The organism is Apibacter sp. B2966 (assembly GCF_011082485.1).
Classification (GTDB): domain Bacteria; phylum Bacteroidota; class Bacteroidia; order Flavobacteriales; family Weeksellaceae; genus Apibacter.
In genome coordinates this window covers 853,761-872,111 of sequence record NZ_CP049714.1, presented here as the reverse complement: position 1 = coordinate 872,111, position 18,351 = coordinate 853,761, and the positions used below count along the sequence as shown (strand labels likewise).

At 30.8% G+C, this 18,351-nt stretch carries 13 protein-coding genes; 9 read left to right on the top strand and 4 right to left on the bottom strand.

Annotation, left to right across the window (positions count from 1 at the left end; all coding sequences use genetic code 11):
- Window positions 1-37: 37 nt before the first annotated feature.
- From G8C43_RS03695 to G8C43_RS03675, 5 genes are all read left to right on the top strand, one after another.
- Window positions 38-2,299, top strand: coding sequence for a TonB-dependent receptor (locus tag G8C43_RS03695; protein ID WP_166004266.1), 2,262 nt, complete (start codon window positions 38-40; stop codon window positions 2,297-2,299).
- Window positions 2,300-2,309: 10 nt separating this feature from the next.
- Entirely contained in the window at window positions 2,310-3,257 is a 948-nt protein-coding gene (locus G8C43_RS03690) for an endonuclease/exonuclease/phosphatase family protein (protein ID WP_166004263.1), read from the top strand.
- A 19-nt stretch (window positions 3,258-3,276) separates the two neighbouring features.
- A complete protein-coding gene (locus G8C43_RS03685; protein ID WP_160542002.1) occupies window positions 3,277-4,092 on the top strand; it encodes a histidine phosphatase family protein in 816 nt (271 codons plus the stop codon).
- Window positions 4,093-4,364: 272 nt separating this feature from the next.
- Window positions 4,365-6,620: a TonB-dependent receptor gene (locus tag G8C43_RS03680; RefSeq protein ID WP_221411576.1), complete on the top strand. Its 2,256-nt coding sequence runs from the start codon at window positions 4,365-4,367 to the stop codon at window positions 6,618-6,620.
- Window positions 6,621-6,651: 31 nt separating this feature from the next.
- Complete coding sequence (locus G8C43_RS03675; RefSeq protein WP_166004261.1) at window positions 6,652-7,929, top strand: MFS transporter; 1,278 nt, start codon at window positions 6,652-6,654, stop codon at window positions 7,927-7,929.
- Between the two features lie 71 nt (window positions 7,930-8,000).
- Here the strand turns inward: G8C43_RS03675 and G8C43_RS03670 are convergent, their stop codons facing one another.
- Window positions 8,001-8,717, bottom strand: coding sequence for a ZIP family metal transporter (locus G8C43_RS03670; RefSeq protein ID WP_166004259.1), 717 nt, complete (start codon window positions 8,715-8,717; stop codon window positions 8,001-8,003).
- On the bottom strand, window positions 8,718-9,440 hold the full coding sequence (locus tag G8C43_RS03665; RefSeq protein ID WP_166004257.1) for a class I SAM-dependent methyltransferase: 723 nt from the start codon (window positions 9,438-9,440) through the stop codon (window positions 8,718-8,720).
- Between the two features lie 622 nt (window positions 9,441-10,062).
- Here G8C43_RS03665 and rpsA point away from each other — a divergent pair.
- The 4 genes from rpsA (at window position 10,063) to G8C43_RS03645 (ending at window position 15,428) form a co-directional block, all read left to right on the top strand.
- Window positions 10,063-11,856 (top strand): 30S ribosomal protein S1, encoded by a 1,794-nt coding sequence (gene rpsA / locus G8C43_RS03660; RefSeq protein WP_105297958.1) that lies wholly within the window; start codon window positions 10,063-10,065, stop codon window positions 11,854-11,856.
- Window positions 11,857-12,112: 256 nt separating this feature from the next.
- Window positions 12,113-13,114 (top strand): 2-hydroxyacid dehydrogenase, encoded by a 1,002-nt coding sequence (locus tag G8C43_RS03655; RefSeq protein ID WP_160542006.1) that lies wholly within the window; start codon window positions 12,113-12,115, stop codon window positions 13,112-13,114.
- Window positions 13,115-13,416: 302 nt separating this feature from the next.
- Window positions 13,417-13,923: a DNA-3-methyladenine glycosylase gene (locus G8C43_RS03650; RefSeq protein WP_160566823.1), complete on the top strand. Its 507-nt coding sequence runs from the start codon at window positions 13,417-13,419 to the stop codon at window positions 13,921-13,923.
- Window positions 13,924-13,937: 14 nt separating this feature from the next.
- Window positions 13,938-15,428 carry an NAD(P)H-hydrate dehydratase gene (locus G8C43_RS03645; protein WP_160564038.1) on the top strand — a complete coding sequence of 497 codons (1,491 nt, stop codon included), beginning with the start codon at window positions 13,938-13,940 and terminating at the stop codon, window positions 15,426-15,428.
- Window positions 15,429-15,548: 120 nt separating this feature from the next.
- Here G8C43_RS03645 and G8C43_RS03640 read toward each other — a convergent pair whose 3' ends face one another.
- Window positions 15,549-17,378: a chloride channel protein gene (locus G8C43_RS03640; protein WP_166004255.1), complete on the bottom strand. Its 1,830-nt coding sequence runs from the start codon at window positions 17,376-17,378 to the stop codon at window positions 15,549-15,551.
- On the bottom strand, window positions 17,368-18,165 hold the full coding sequence (locus G8C43_RS03635) for a hypothetical protein (protein ID WP_166004252.1): 798 nt from the start codon (window positions 18,163-18,165) through the stop codon (window positions 17,368-17,370). Before G8C43_RS03635 ends, G8C43_RS03640 begins: the two co-directional genes overlap by 11 nt.
- Window positions 18,166-18,351: the final 186 nt, after the last annotated feature.

Here is an 18,351-nt window from a genome sequence, read left to right as displayed (position 1 = left end):
CATAATTAAACTAAAACCACAAAAAGATTAATTAAGTATGAGAAGAGCAGTTAAGTCTCTTAGTGCTATTATGATTGTTTCTACTATGAATTTGATACAGGCACAAGAGAATAAATCTGATAGTTTAAAAACTAAAACAGATTTGAAAAAAGATCAGAACACATCCGTGATGTTAAATGCCTCAGCCGATAACGGGCCAAGAAATGTAAACATTGGTTTACCGGCAAGTGTGGGAGGTACTACTATTTTAGAAAATGGGTTACCGGTTGTGATGGACTACGTCGTACAAATGCCCGTGAGGGCCTGGAGGTCAGATTCCAGTTTTGAAAAGATGGACGTATTAGATGTTGCAAAGACCGCTATAAGCGTAGGGGATGTAGGAGTATCAGTAAATACTTATACCAATAAAGGAACAGATAAATTACAAGGTAAAGGTGAATTTGTCACCAATTCTTACGGATTATTAAGAGGAAGCTTTAATGTAAGCGGACCGATGAAAAACGGATTTTATTATTCGGTTAGTGCTTATGCTAATATGGATCCCGGAACATTTACATCAGCCTTTTCTCAATTTTTAGATAAAACTCAAATTTATAAAGTATTTATAAATAAAAAATATAATGACGGAAAAGGTGAAATTGGAGTACAATATAAATTTATCAGCTCACAAGCAATAACAACTAAACAAAATCCTTATTACTATCGTTCCAATGGAAAAGTAGATGCAGTAGAAGGATTCAAATTAGGCAGAGATTCCTATCTGGAAAAATCCGGATTGGTGCATTATATAGATCCGCTTTCAGGAGAATATGCTACTCGAGATATAATGAAAGGAAGTGGAGGAGAAAATCATATTTTCGATATCATCGGAAAAAATAGCCTTACAAATGGGATGAAGCTGGATTATATTTTTAGATATCAATATGCTGAATCCGGATATTTTAATCCGTACTATTCATCCATAAGTAATCCGGTTGAAGGTAAGACACGTTTCCGTTATGTAGGTTCCGATAACATTTATAATGGAAAAGTACAATCGGTTTTAATGCTTTTCACCCCCCGAGCTCCATTCAATACTTATATGAGTCGCGTGGAATTAAGCAAAAAAACGTCTAAACACAATTGGAATATCGGATTTAATGAATGGTATTACCACATAAACAATTATAATACAGCTTCTTATTCCTATTACCATGAAGTGACTCCAAATCCGTCACTGTTAATTCAAGAAAATTACGATCCACTTACTGGCACTTGGACGCCAAGAAAAGGTTCAGACGAATTCGGAGGATATAATCATAACGGCGCTATGCAATACTATACCGGTGGAGAAAACAAAATGGCTGTGTATGGTACTGAAAAATGGACGCCTTCCGATAAAATACAAGTGGGAGGAGGTGTGAGATTAGAATGGCAAAATATTAACGGAGAATGGTATAAAGGAGAAGATAGAAAATTAGCCGGAACAAATTGGGTATCAGGAAATAAAACAAAAGTTAAAAAAGATTGGATTAATAAAACTTTTACAGTCAATGCACTATGGAAAATCATCCCTTCATTTGGACTTCAAGGAGAAGCAACCTATGGTGAATTAGGTGGAAAGTTAAGTAGTTATGCAGGTGCAGACGACCCGGGAATTAAAAAGTCAAAAATACCCGGAGCTTCTTTAGGAGTATACTTTAACCATGCTTTGGTAAGAGTAGTATCTAAAGTTACTTACATTCAGAGAAGTAATTTTACAAATAATTCCACTTTTACCAATCCAAAAGATCCAACCGATTACATGAAAAAAACTATTAGCTATGATGTTAAAACCATAGGATGGACAACCGATGCTTTGGTTACACCATTTAAAAATTTTCAATTTCATATGTTACTTACCCTACAAAATCCCGAATACAAAAATTACAAATTTGAAGCGTATGATGTAAAATATGATTACGATGGGAATATAGCAAGAAGCGTATCAAAAACCATAATAGAATTAGATCCAAGCTATAATTGGAAGAAATTTAAATTTTGGGGAAGTGCGCGATATTTCAGTAAAGAATATGCAAATTATACCAATTCATTGTTTTTTGCAGGAAGATGGGAAACATTTGCGGGTATAGATTTTAAATACAACAGTAACCTGAGTTTTGGAGTTAGTGCGGTTAACTTATTAAATCAAAGTGGAGCACAAGGCTCTATATCTGGAACTAATACAGCTATAGATCCCACTCCTTACTATAATAAACCGGTAGCAGGAACTTACATCCGACCTTTTACCCTGGAATTTAAAACTAAGTTTAAATTTTAAAAAATAAAAAATGAGCAAGTATTGGATTTATTTTAAATATAGGTTGGTTTTCTTTTTATTTCTTCTAATTCCTTTAGGCCATATTCATGCACAAGGCATTACCAAAAAGAAAATAATAAAGTTGATTAGCTATAATGTATACTGGGGAATGAAACAGGACTCAACCAAAGATAAATCCAAATTTGCTGAATGGATTCGTAAACAAGATCCGGATATTTTGGCCTTGCAGGAAATGAATGGATTTACTGCAGGAATTTATGAGTTTGCCCCTGAAGGAGCGAATCCAAAAAATTTAAGAAAATTAGCTGAAAGTTATGGTCACCCTTATTGTGTTATTGTCAGAGAACCTTCTACCGATGGCTCTGTAACTTTTCCGGTGGCTATAACTTCAAAATATCCGATTGTAAATGTTCATCGGGTATTAGATAATAATATTCATGGATGTATAGAAGCTGAAATTGAAGGATATCATTTTATAGTTACTCATTTTCACCCATTTTCATCTGAGAAAAGAGGTTATGAAGTGGATCAAATTTTAGCTACCATCCAATCCAAACCATCTAATGATAAATGGTTGTTTATGGGGGATTTAAATTCAGTTTCTCCATTGGATAAAAGTGCATATAAAGATAATAAACTCAGAAATTTTATACGGGAAGACAGAAAGAAAAGACCGTATAATTTGAATTTAGGTAAAGACAACGAGTTAGATTATACTATCCAGCAAAAAATACTTGATTTTGGATTTATAGATGCACTTCGTTTATTCCATCCTGAATTTGAAGCGACCGCGCCAACAAAATTATTTTATGATCAATCTAAATCTCCGGTAAGATATGATTATCTCTATGTTAGCGGAAATATGAAAAAAGATCTTATAAAATGTGATGTAATCAAAGATGAATTTACTGATCTCTATTCAGATCATTATCCGGTGGTGTTGTATTTTAATAATTAAATAAATAAAATGTAAATAAATGAAAAACTCTGTACTACTAAACGTTAAGTTGATAGTTTTCATGCTATTGACCGTATCAATTAACCCACAAGTTTATGGGCAAAATAAAAAAGCATCGAAACAAGATAAGACGGTAATCTTATATGTTACCCGCCATGGTAAGACTATATTGAATACCATGGATAGAGTGCAAGGTTGGGCAGACACCCCTTTAACACCCGAAGGAGTGGAAGTGGCTAAGTTTCTAGGGGAAGGAATTAAAGATGTAAATTTTAAAGCAGCTTATTCCAGTGACTTAGGACGGGCCAGACAAACAGCTCGTATAGTCTTAGATACTAAAGGTCAAGAAAAATTAGCAATAACAGAAGTACCTCAACTAAGGGAAACCAATTTTGGTAGCTACGAAGGTGATTTAAACTCGAAAATGTGGGGGGATGCGGCTCTCTACTTACACTATAAATCATCAAAAGAACTTTTTGCCGATATGGCAAAAAATCCTGAAATATTAAAGAAAGCCATGAACACATTTAAAACGTTAGAAACCTTAGGAATAGGAGAAAATTATGAAGATGTTAAAGCGAGAGGACAGAAAGCCATTCGTGAAATAGCAGAAAAAGAGGCTTTATCAGGAGGAGGAAACATATTATTAGTCGCTCATGGAATGGCAATTAGCGTTTTTCTTTCAGATTTAGACAGTAGCGGTAAAAAAATAACAGGTACACATATGGGAAATGCAGCAGTTTCCAAGGTAATTTACAAAGACGGAAAGTTTACGATTGAATCTTTTGGAGATATGAGTTATGTGGAAAAAGGAAAAAAGGTATTAGGCAAATAAAAATAAATCAAATAAGAAGTTAAAGATCAATTAAAATTTACTGCATTCTAAATAATTGAATAAGATGTTTTATACGCATCCGCATTTACATAATAGTATAAATACTTTAATTTATTTGTAATATATGGTTTTCATGAAAAAACTATCATTAAGTCGGCTTAAAAATTTTTAGTGTTTGATACTGTTATAATTCATCAATTTCAAAGAACATAAAACTCTGTGTATATAAAAAAGAGCAGAGCACGAAACCACTGAAATAAAATTTATAAAAGATGAGAAATAAAAAAAGTATATATTCATTGTCAGTACTTTTATTAGTGATAAGTACCAATGAAATATATAGTCAAAATCAAACGAAAAATGATACGATAAAAGTAGACATAGAACAGAAAAATGATAGGAATGTCATGTTAAATGCAGCAAATAGTACCGGTCCCAGAGATGTAAATATCGGTCTACCCGCTTCAGTAGGAGGTACTACTATTCTTGAGAATGGTCTTCCGGTAGTATTCCACTATTGGCCGGAACTACCTACTAAAGCATGGAGATCCGATGTTACGCTTAATCGTACGGGTTTGTTTGACTTAGGACAAACCTTTATCAATATTGGAGATGTAGGTTTTTCCTTAAATACGTTTGATAATCTAGGCACAGATAAGCTTCAAGGTATAATTAACCTGGAATCCAATCATTTTGGATTAATGAGAGGAAGTGCAAATGTGAGCGGACCTATAAATACTAAGGGACTTAAATATTCAGCCGGTGCTTATCTGAGCTTTGACCCGGGTACTTTTAAACCATCAATTATAGATAAATATTATGCCGATAAAACTCAAATGTATAAAATGGCCTTAACTCAAGACTATAAATACAGAGGAGGAGAAGGCTCTGTTTCAGTATTATATAAATATGTTAATGTTAAAAATCTAACGTATAATTACAGTCCTTTTATGTATGGAAAAGATGGGGATGTAAGTGAAATATCGGGATTTAAAATTGGGCGGAAATCGTATCATGAAAGATCCGGAAAAATAACATTAATGGATGCTTTTACCGGAAATTTGGTAGAAAAAGATATATTAGACGATTTCGGAACAGAATCCCATACAGTTGATCTACTGGGTAATAACAAATTTGATAATGGATTTTATTTAAATTATATGGTTCGTTACCATTCATCCAAAGTGGGAATTTACATACCTATTATGGCAGGAGTTTCCGAAGCAAAACCGGGAGAGTATGTATATGCTGATACGGGAGAAGCTTATATGGGAAATAACGCACAAGGAGTATTAATATTAGCAACCAGAAAAACTCCTGTTAAATCTATAACGGGTACCGTTGAATTAGGTAAAAAGATAGGAAACCACGATTTGAAAGTTGGTTTAAACGAATGGCATTATAAAGTGGATAAATATGCTACAGAATCTGCTATGTATTTTCAAGAGGTGGCACCGAATCCAAGAAAATTAATTCAAGTAGGAGGTACGGCAAATGCCAATGGAGATTTTAATTTAAATCAAGGACTAGAATATCATAATGGGAATGAAAATAAATTAGCATTATATATATTAGATAAATGGTTGCTGGCCGATAAATTAGAATTAAATTTGGGTGGACGTATTGAATATCAAGCATTACGGGGAGATTATCAAGACAGAAATTTAGGATTGCAAACATTAACAGGGCCTAAAACTGATATAAATAAAGATTGGGTTAATCAATCCTACATGTTAAATGCAGTATATAAAATGACCACTAAATTTGGTTTACTAGGTGAGGTTAATTACAATGAACAAGCCGGACACCTAGAATATTATAACATAGGAGTTGATCCTAAAATCAAAAAATCTAAAATACCAACTGCAGGGTTTGGAGTATATTTCAATCATCCGTTAGCAAGTATAGTTTCTAAGGCAACCTATATCACCCGTAATGAATATCGTTCAACAGTAAATTTTTCCAATCCCAATAATCCGGGAGAAGTGAAAAGAGAAACTACTAATTATGATATTGAAACCATAGGATGGACTACAGATATCATATCAAAACCCATAAAAAACTTTGAATTACACTTTTTGATCACTTTACAAAGTCCAAAATATAAAAATTTTGTCGGAGAAGTTAAATTTAAAGACGGTGCAGCAGCTAAATACGATTTCACAGATAAATATGTAACGGGTATTTCTAAAGTTTTATTAGAGATTGATCCGAGCTATGTTTGGAAAGATTTAAGGATTTGGGCGAGTGCAAGATATTTTAGTAAACAATATGCCAATAGACCGAATACAATATATTTTGCAAGTCGTTGGGAAACTTTTGCCGGTTTACAATATGCTATTACCAAAAACTTAAGTTTCTCTTCAACTGTGATAAATTTATTCAATCAAAGGGGAGCTAAAGGAGATATGGGGGATTCTGATTTGATCTTAACTTCCGAAGAAGCTAAAAAGAAGGAAGGAACTATTCTTTCAGGAACTTACATCCGTCCTTTTACAGTTGAGTTTGGTCTTAAATACTCTTTTTAACCTATAATAATAATTAAAAATAATACTGAATATGACTAATAAAGAAAAAAATTACGCATTACCTATAGCAATGATGTTTGCCCTGTTTTTTATGATTTCATTTGTAACAGGCTTACAAAATCCGATGGGAATAATTGTCAAAAATCAATTTGGGGCATCCAACTTTATGTCTCAACTAGGTAATGCCGCAAACTTTATAGCCTATGCATTTATGGGTATTCCGGCGGGTATGCTGTTACAAAAAATAGGATATAAAAAAACAGCCTTAGTAGCCATTGTGGTTGGATTTTTAGGCGTTGGAATTCAATACTTATCCGGAGGAATGGAAAGTTTTGTTGCCTATTTAATCGGAGCTTTTGTTTCCGGTTTCTCTATGTGTATGCTTAATACCGTTGTAAATCCTATGTTAAATACGTTAGGAGGAGGAGGTAAAAAAGGGAATATTTTGCTACAATTAGGCGGTTCAATAAATTCAATGGGAGCAACTATTGTACCTGTGTTGGTAGGATATTTAATCGGAAATGCATCACGAGCAACCATAAAAGAAGCAAATCCCGCTCTTTTCTTGGCTATGGGGATATTTGTCCTTGCCTTTATCGTGTTGTTGTTAGTAAATATACCGGAACCTTTTTTAGATAAAAAAGAAAAAATTGAAGGAAAATATAGCGCATTTTCATTTAGACATTTTTGTTTAGGAGTAGTAGCCATATTTATATATGTAGGTATTGAAGTAGGAATTCCCAATACCGCCAATTTATTTATGACTTCTGCACCAGACAAAGGAGGTTTAGGTATTGATACAACTGTGGCTGGAACGGTGGTAGGAACCTATTGGTTTTTAATGCTCATTGGTCGATTAATAGGAGCATCATTAGGAGCTCGTATATCCAGTAAGGCTATGTTGGCCTTTACCTCACTTCTCGGTTTAATATTCATAATTTTAGCAATTATTAGTCCTATTTCTTCTACGGTAAGTATGCCAGTATTTAAATCGGATATATCTATAGGTTTTGCAGAATTACCTATTACCATCGTATTTTTTGTATTGTGTGGTTTGTGTACTTCCGTAATGTGGGGAGGTATATTTAATTTAGCGGTAGAAGGATTAGGAAAATACACATCAGCAGCATCCGGAATTTTTATGATGATGGTATGTGGAGGAGGAATTTTGCCCCTCATACAAAATTATTTTGCTGATTTATTCGGCTTTTTATCCAGTTATTGGTTAATTATCATAGAATTTGCTTATATCCTTTATTATGCATTAATCGGAAGTAAAAATGTAAATAAAGATATACCCGTCAACTAATCATATTTTTATATAAAGATCTATTCCCCTAACATTTTAGGGGAATTTTTTTATAGGTAAAACCACATATTTTAAACTACAGAAATTAAAAAACCTACGAACATTCCACTAAATACTAAAAGTAATTTTTGCCAATTTAAGGAATGCTTCTCATTACTTTCAAATATAATCACAGAAGAAATATGTAAAAAAATTCCGGCTACGATACCCAATAATTTAGGATAAATATGAGGATCTAAGAATGAACCAAAGAAAGCCCCAATAGGAGCTGAAACGGCAAACAAAACGAGAATAGAGAAAGAATATATCCTTTTAATAGGTAAAGAAAATAAAAAAGTAGATAAAACAATGGATTCTGAAACTTTATGGATGCTTAGCGCCCATAAAATATTTGATGAATGCATGGAATGATCATGAGCACCATGATTATGTATATGATGAACTTCCAATGGAGTTCCTTCTAAAAATGAATGAATAAACAAACCCAGCATTACACTAATCGGAATAACGCTGTCCGCATGATGTTCCGAGCTGTGTAAGTGACCGTGTTCGATTCCCTTAGATAATCCTTCTAAGATTAATTGTATGGAAACCCCGATAATAATCCATATTCCTGCATTAATTCCTCCATCTATATACAAGGAAGGAAACATGTCTAATACAGTTATTGCTAAAAGCAATCCCGCACTAAACATTAAAAGTTGTTTATTAAATTTTGAATTATTTTGGAAAAAATAAGCTATTCCTGCTCCGATGATTACAGCAGAAATCAATACGATATAATCCATTTATTTTTCAAAAATTAAAATTAGACGGGGGGAATTTTTTTCATCAAATGGGAGGAGATGATAATCACCGAATACATTTTTTAAAGTAAATCCTACTTTTTTGGCCAGACTTTCAAAATAATTCAGTTTAAAAGTTCTTACTCTTTCTTGAAAATGAAAATTTTTACCTTTATCTTGAAATGTAATATCTTTTATAATAAAACCATCTTCAATTTTCCTCTGCAGATGAAATAAAATACCGTCTACTTCTTTGTCCTCTTGTTTAACTAGTGTATCCATTGCTAAGGAAACATTCATAAAATCCATCACAAATATTCCTTTACTTAACAATTGTTCAAAAACAGATTGAAAAACTTTTAAATTATCTTCATCATCACTAAAATAGCCAAAACTGGTAAATAAATTGAAAATGGCATTAAAATGGTTTGGGAAATTACTTCTTCTCATATCTGCAACAAAGAATTTAAGATGTTCATTTTCAAAACTCTTTGCATAAGCAATGCTTTCCGGTGCAAGGTCAACGCCGATAACATCGTATCCCAATTTATTTAAAAAAATACTATGTCTACCTTTACCACAAGCCAAATCTAAAATTTTACTTTCCTTACGTAAGGCAAGATATTTTAATAAATTCGTTATAAATTCTTGAGCTTCCTGATCATCACGATTTTTATATAATATATGATAATAAGGAGTATTAAACCATTCTGCAAACCAATCCATACCTCAAATTTAATACAATTTTTTTACCTATTAATAACATTATTCCTAGAATTAGTAAGATTTTTTATTTATAATAGATAAGTCTTATTTTAACTTATTTTAATTTTAAAACCAAAAGATCATTATAGTATATCTAGTATAAATTGTATTATAATTTAATTTAATAATTAAACCGGGTATATAAATTTATATGGCTTTGTGTTCAGTATACTCGAATTCATGAGTTTACAAAAACTTATTTGGAATTATCATTTGATTTTTATTTTAATGGTTAGTATTTTTTACTTAGTATTTTTGTAAAGAAAATTAGTTTTTTATAGAGTAGTCTTTTGAAATTTAGATGGTTAATAAATTAAATAAAGGTATAATAAACTATTTTTTTAATTATTTATATTTCTATGAGCTAAAAGGGACTAATTTTTAATAAATATTGATTAACTTAAAGTAAATCAGTAAAAAAGAAGATAAAAATTAAGTTTAATTAAAATTTTTTCAGTATATTTGCGCCTCGATTTGGCGAAAGTAAGAAAATCGTAATAACATCAAGTATAACCACTTCCTAAGCATCAATTTCGCCTTTATCTTACATTGAAAAGCAAAGGAATACAATGTTTATAAAAATATGTCCGAAGAGACTAAAAATTTAGTAGAAGAGCAAGAAACTCTTAAAAATGCAAATGTTGCTCCTGAGCAATTTGACTGGGATTCTTTTGAATCCGGATTAAATGCTGAGGATAGAAAAGAAAAGTCTGAGTTAGAAAAAATGTATGATACTTCTTTGAGAGAGCTTGACGAAAATCAAGTTTTCAAAGGTAAAGTTGTTCGTATTACTGACAAAGAAGCAATCGTTGATATAAACTTTAAATCAGAAGGAGTTATCTCTTTGAATGAGTTCCGTTACAATCCAAATCTTAAAGTTGGAGATGAGGTTGAAGTTATGGTTGCTCAAAGAGAAGATAAAACCGGTCAATTACAACTTTCTCATAGAAAAGCAAGAATGCTTAAAGCATGGGATAGAGTTAATGAGCTTCATGAGACCGGCGAAATCGTTGAAGGTTATGTAAAATCAAGAACTAAAGGAGGTATGATTGTAGATGTATTTGGCATCGAAGCTTTCTTACCGGGTTCACAAATTGATGTAAAACCAATCCGCGATTACGATCAATACGTAGGAAAAACTATGGAATTTAAAATCGTTAAAATTAACCACGAATTTAAAAATGTAGTTGTTTCTCATAAAGCATTGATCGAAGCAGATATTGAAGATCAGAAAAAAGAAATTATCGGACAACTTGAAAAAGGTCAGGTATTAGAAGGAGTTGTTAAAAATATAACTTCTTACGGAGTATTTATTGATTTAGGAGGTGTAGATGGATTAATCCACATTACAGACCTATCTTGGAGCAGAATAAATCATCCATCTGAAGTAGTTCAATTAGATCAAAAAGTTAATGTGGTAATTCTTGATTTTGATGATCAAAAATCTAGAATCCAATTAGGAATGAAACAATTAGAACCACACCCTTGGGATGCATTAGATCCAAACTTACAAGTTGGAGATAAAATCAAAGGTAAAGTAGTTGTTTTAGCAGACTATGGAGCTTTTGTAGAAGTTGCACCGGGAGTAGAAGGATTAATACATGTTTCTGAAATGTCTTGGTCTACTCATTTAAGATCAGCTCAAGATTTTGTTAAAATCGGAGATGAAGTAGAATGTGTTATTCTTACCTTAGATAAAGAAGAAAGAAAAATGTCTTTAGGTATGAAACAATTAACTCCGGATCCATGGACTGATATAACAGCAAAATATCCAATTGGTTCTAAACACAAAGGAACAGTAAGAAACTTTACCAATTTTGGAGTATTTGTTGAATTAGAAGCTGGAGTAGATGGGTTAATTTACATTTCAGATCTATCTTGGACTAAGAAAATTAAACATCCTTCCGAATTCTGTTCAGTTGGTGACGTACTAGATGTAGTAGTATTAGAATTAGATACTGATGCTAGAAGATTGAGCTTAGGTCACAAACAATTAACAGAAAACCCTTGGGAAAAATACGAAGTTAAATATGCTGAAGGAACTGTACACACAGGTAAAGTAGTTCAGCTATTCGACAAAGGAGCTACTGTTCAATTTGAAGACGCTGAAGTAGAAGGTTTCTGTCCATCTAGATTATTAGAAAAAGAAGACGGTTCCAAAATTAAAAAAGGTGATGAAACTGAATTCAAAGTAATTGAATTTAATAAAGAATTCAAAAGAATTGTAGTTTCTCATACAGGAACTTTCCGTGAAGAAGAAAATAGAGAAGAAACAGAAAAACAAGTTAAATCACAAAATCAAACTGTTGAAAAATCTACTTTAGGTGATTTAGACGAATTACAAGAATTAAAAAGAAAAATGGAAGAAGGACAATAATCCTTATAATAAAACCATTTCCTAAAATAATTCATAAAGAACCGTATTTATTTACGGTTCTTTTTTTATTTAATATAACCAATATGTAAATTTGTTATTTAGATTAACTTATTGAATATAAATTTATTACCTATTATACCGCCACTTTATATTTTATCTTTAAAAAAATAAACTTTATACCGGAAAAAATTTATATATAATTTTGTACAATATTTGTAATTATATAAAAATTAAGTTTAATGATAAAAGTTTAAATATGAAGGTATCATTTTTTTCAACACAGCCCTATGATATAAAATTCTTTAATGAATGTAACAAAAATTTTAATTTTGATTTAGAATATTTTGAACCCAATTTGGATGAACATACAGTCAATATAATTGAAGAAGGAACCGATGCCATTTGCGTTTTTGTAAATGATAAATTAAACGAAGGGGTAATTAAAAAACTAAAAAAAAGAGGAATTAAATATATAGCATTAAGAAATGCAGGATTCAACAATGTAGATTTAGAAGCTGCAAAAAAATATGAAATAAAAGTATGCAGAGTTCCTGCATATTCTCCTCAAGCAGTAGCAGAGCATACATTGGCGATGCTTTTAACCTTAAACAGAAAAACACATAAGGCATACAATAGAGTTAGAGAGCAAAATTTTTCCCTTAATGGATTATTGGGTACCAACATCTATAAAAAAACGGTGGGTGTTATAGGAACAGGTAATATTGGTAAAGTATTTTGTAAAACAATAAAAGCCTTAGGGACAAACGTATTAGCTTACGATGTCTATCCCAATGAAGAACTAAAAAAAGAAGGATTTCAATACGTTACCTTAGAAGAGTTACTAAAACAATCCGATATAATTTCTTTACATTGCCCTTTAACCCCTGAAACACATCACATAATAAACAAACATACGATAAGTTTAATGAAAAACGGCGTGTATTTAATTAATACCAGTAGAGGAGGTTTAATTAATACACAAGATATTATTGACGGATTAAAATCTAAAAAAATTGGTGCATTAGGAATTGATGTTTATGAACAAGAAGATAAATTATTCTTTAGGGATTTATCTGAAACCATCATTGAAGATGACAAAATACAATTATTACTTTCGTTCCCTAACGTTTTAGTAACGGCGCATCAGGCATTTTTCACAGAAGAAGCATTAACACAAATAGCATTAGTAACATTAGATAACTTAAGACAGTTAAGCAATAACAACAGTATTGAAAATAAAGCGGCAGAATTAGTATAAGTAGCGAAACTTTATTTTCATTTTTGAAAGCTTAAAAGGAAATAAAATCGAATTTCAACTTCCTAAAGAGTAAAAAATAAATTCAATATATATTATATTTCTTTATAAAATAAAATATATTTTAAGTATTTTTTTTAAAATTATAAATAATTTAATAAATGTTTGATATATAAATAAAAAAAACGTGATTTTATCAGGTGATTTTAGATAAATAAAATAAAATGTTATTTTTATTAATCAAATTTTATTTTAATAACTTATAATTCAAAAAAAGTACTTATTTTTACCGATGTGAAGATAAAATGAGAATCGATACTAAATTTTTTCAAAAAGAAGCATTTTTTGTAGCGCAGGAATTATTAGGGAAAAAAATCGTAAGAGCTTATGATTCCGGAGAAATAGTAAAATATACTATTACGGAAACAGAAGCATACGGAGGAGAAGAAGATTTAGCCTGTCATGCAAGTAAAGGTAGAACCAAAAGAACAGAGATTATGTACCATGAAGGAGGAAAAGTATATGTTTATCTGATATATGGAATATATTGGATGCTAAACTTTGTTACGGGTAAAAAGAACGAACCTCAAGCAGTATTAATAAGAGGCGTTGAGGAATGTTCCGGCCCGGGACGAGTTGGCAAATTATTACAGTTAAATAAAGATTTTTATGGAGAAGATTTAGCTTCTTCTAAAAAAATTTGGGTTGAAGATTCTCAAATTAAACCAAATTTTATTACCACCGTACGAGTAGGAATAGACTATGCAGGAGAAATTTGGAAGAATAAACTTTGGAGATTTATAATAACTTGAAACTAACAATACTTATGAAGATATTAACATCAACGCAAATAAAAGAATGTGCAAGTCAATTCATCGAAAGTGAAATGACAACATCTTTAGATTTAATGGAAAAATCAGCTTTAGCTTGTTTTGATTGGCTAAAAAGCAGATACTCGAACGAATATACCTATTACATTTTTTGTGGAAAAGGAAATAATGGAGGAGATGGTTTAGCTTTAGCTAGATTGTTGAATAATGAAAATTATAATGTTGAAGCTTTTATTATACAATCCTCTTCTGACTTTACAGAAGATACTCAGATCAATTTTGATAAATTTCCAAAATCAGTAGATTTTATTGAAGGAGACGATTTTGAAGTTAATGAAGAAAAAGCGATTATTATTGATGCTTTATTTGGTATAGGATTAAATAACAAATTGAAAGGAGAAGCTGAAAAAATAGTTTCAAAATTAAATGAAATCAATGCTATAAAAATTTCAATTGATATACCTTCAGGATTATTTACAGATTCACTTCCCGAAGAAAACCAAACGGTGTTTAGGGCAGATGAAACCTTGACTTTTGAATTTTATAAAAGATCTTTTTTACATCCTGAAGCAGCACAATATGCCGGTAAAATACATGTACTGGATATAGGTTTGGATAAAAAATTCATTGAAAATGAACAAACCGATAATTACCTTATAGAAAATGATTTTTTTGAAAAAAATTATAAAAGAAGAAGTCCGTTCAGTAATAAAGGAACTTTCGGAAAAGCCATTATAATAGGTGGGAGCTATGGAAGAATGGGATCTATTACCTTTTCTACATTGTCAGCCTTACGCGTGGGTACCGGATTAGTATTTACCGGAGCTCCTGAATACGGCAGTTTAGTACTTCAAACCGTTGCTCCCGAAGCTATGTTTTTCTCATGCGGAGATAAATACATAGAAGATATACAAATTCCATTTAAAAATTATACCATAGGTATAGGTCCGGGGCTAGGTACGGAGGTATTAACAAAAATGGCATTTGAAAAAATGCTGCAAAATGAAAAAAATCCGATGGTTTTGGATGCTGACGCACTCAATATAATTTCAGAAAGCAAAGATTTATTAAATTTAGTTCCTAAAAATTCTATTATCACTCCACACCCTAAAGAATTTGAGCGATTGTTTGGTAAAACTAACTCTACTTTAGAGCAATGCGAACTTGCCAGGAAAAAAGCAAAAGAGCATGAAATTGTTATAGTCATTAAAGGACATAACACAGCAATTTTATTACCGGATGGTCTTTGTTATTATAATGCTACAGGTAATGCCGGAATGGCAAAAGGGGGAAGTGGAGACGTATTAACAGGTATTATCACCGGATTATTGGCACAAGGTTATGACTCGAAATTGGCAGCTATTTTAGGAGTTTACATTCATGGTAAAGCAGGGGATTATGCCTCAGAGAAATTTTCTCAAGAAGCTATGACAGCTCAAAGTATTATACAGTGTCTTTCCGATGTTTTCTTGGAATTAAATAAGTAAACACAAATAAACATAATTTTTTAGTAAACATTACCGGCATTACACTTAATACTTAGCGACATAAGAAATCTATTATTCCAATAGTTTTTAATTCCGGTAATGTATTATTAAATAAATAACTTAATCTTCTGAAAAATCTACGATTAATTTTCGGTATTTATCCAATAATTTAGATTTAGAAAGCATTCCAATAAATTGATCATTTTCAACAACCGGTAAATACAAAGATTTTGACTTATCGAAAACTCTAAAAATAGTTTCATTATCATCAAGTAAAGAAATACACTCAGACGGCTGGGTTATAAGATCAACAATATGTAAACTTTCATAACGTTCCTTATGGAGCAAAATATTAATAAGATCATCCAAAATGATATATCCTTTAAATTTCTGATCAGAATCTTCAACGATAAAAAACTTTTTACTTGAAGAAGGAATTACCTCATTTATAAACTCAGAAAAGGATAAAGATAAAGAAATTTTAACGAAATTCTTTTCTATAAGATTTTTAATATTCATTCTACGAATAGCCTCTTTGTCTTTATTATGAGTAATCATCTCATTATTTCTTTTTAAATTATAAGTATACACAGAATGTTTATCAAAATGATATTTCACAAGATAAGCAATGGTAGAAGTAATAATTAAAGGAAATAATAAACTATATCCGCCTGTAATTTCAGCAATAAGGAAAATCGAGGTCATGGGAGCATGCATGATACCTGCCATTACACCCGCCATTCCCACTAAAGTAAAGTTATGTTCAGAAAGCTTGGTGAAGCTAGTAAGATTAATAATTTTTGTAAATACAAAACCTAAAATTCCACCGGTAAAAAGAGCAGGAGCGAATACCCCTCCAATACCCCCGGACGAAGTAGTAAAGCTACTGGCAACCACTTTTATAAACAAAATGCCTACTAAAAAAAGAATAAGAAAATAATCATTTTCTCTCAATATATAAAAGAAAGAATTTTTTGCTATACTTTCTGGGTGAGAACTCATTAAATGTTGCAGCCCGATATACCCTTCACCAAAAAGCGGAGGAAAAATAAAGATAAGGATACCTACTGCTAAACCGCCCAAAATAGCTTTTAAATAGATGCTTTTACTGGTAGAAAACTTCTTCTCAATTAAACGACCGATTTTTATAAAATACAATGAAAAAAAACCACAAATAACACCTAAAATTATATAGTAAGGAATTTTTGATTTATCGAATGGCTCAAAAATCGCAAAATAAAACGATATATTATCACCTAATAAAAAATAAGAAATTAAAGCCCCTGTGGTTGAAGAAATTAAAATAGGTATTAATGACCACATACTTAAATCGATCATAATAACTTCAAGCGAAAAAATAATGGCAGCTATCGGAGCCTTAAAAATACCAGCAATGGCTGCGGAACATCCACAAGCAATGAATAAAGTTCTTAATTTTAAGTTAAGTTTAAATTCCTGGGCTATATTAGATCCAATGGCTGCTCCTGTATACACAATGGGAGCTTCGGTACCTACAGATCCTCCAAAACCGATGGTTAAACAACTGGCTATAATCGAACTGTATGTATTTTTTTTATCTATTATACTACGTTTCTTGGAAATAGCAAATAAGACTTTTTCAACTCCATGACTTATATCCATCTTAACCCAATATTTAATAAAAATAACGGTCAAAATAATACCGATGGTAGGGAAAAAAATAGTCCAATAATTGAAATTAAAATTTTTATTATGATAAATCAATTCTTCAGTTAAACTAACTAAATTTTTTAAAATTACCGCACTTATTCCTCCAATTATTCCAATTAATGTACTTGCTAAATAAATAAATGCTTGAGGATTTTGATTCCTGAATTTTCGTATTACGATGTTATATTTTACTCGTAATTTTTTAATTGAATCCCAATAGGACTCAAAATATTTTTTTATAATAGATTGATTAATTTTCATTTATTTCATCATCAACATCTATTGAGCCAACAGTATTTTTATACAAAGAATAAACCATGGCTTGAGAAAAAGAATACGTGAAAATAATACCTACAACACACAAAAAAATTCCTAAAACTTTACTAACCAAACATGAAATTACTAATAATAATAATACTTTTCCAAATTTCTTATTTACAATTCTAAAACTATAAGTAATAGCTTGAATTAAGGGGACATCATCAATAATTATTAAAGCTCCGGCTAAAATAAAAGCTGGTGTAAAATAAAGAGAAGGAATAAACAAAAAGAAAGTACTAATGAAATGCAAAATTAGTACAATGAAAGCTAATCCAATAAGTTTAAAAAACTTAGTACCTTGATAGCCACTTATAAACTCTTTAAAACTTGCTTTTCCGTTTCTATCTGTTTGATAAGCACAATAAACAACGCCTGCAGTTAATGGATATAAAAGAATGCCAATAACTGAAGACAATAAATTTTTTACAATTATTAAAGGATTAGATATATAGTTTTGAACTAATGGGATAATTTTGTTGAACGCTTGAGGATTATTTAATTTATTAATCGCTTTAATAAATTCCAGATCAATTATATTAGTTCCTAGATAACGACCCAATAAATTATTAATTAAGTTAGTAAAAATATAGGTAAACAAAATACTAAATACTCCATAAAAAATAATATTTTTCCAAGCGGTAAACCCATCCATAATTACTTGATTAACAGATAAATTATAACCATTCTCCTTTAATTTATCTAATTTACTTTGTAGAGTACTATTCATAAATAATTTATTAGCTTACAAAATTAAACAAATATTACCTATAATATATATATTTAGGCGCATTTCGTAAGGGTAAGCCCGTTAAAAATAAACATCTGAAAAATAAAATATAAAAACCATTGGAAAAGCTAAGTAACTATATTATTACGATATAATTAATAGGATTATATATTTTAAAAAAATATA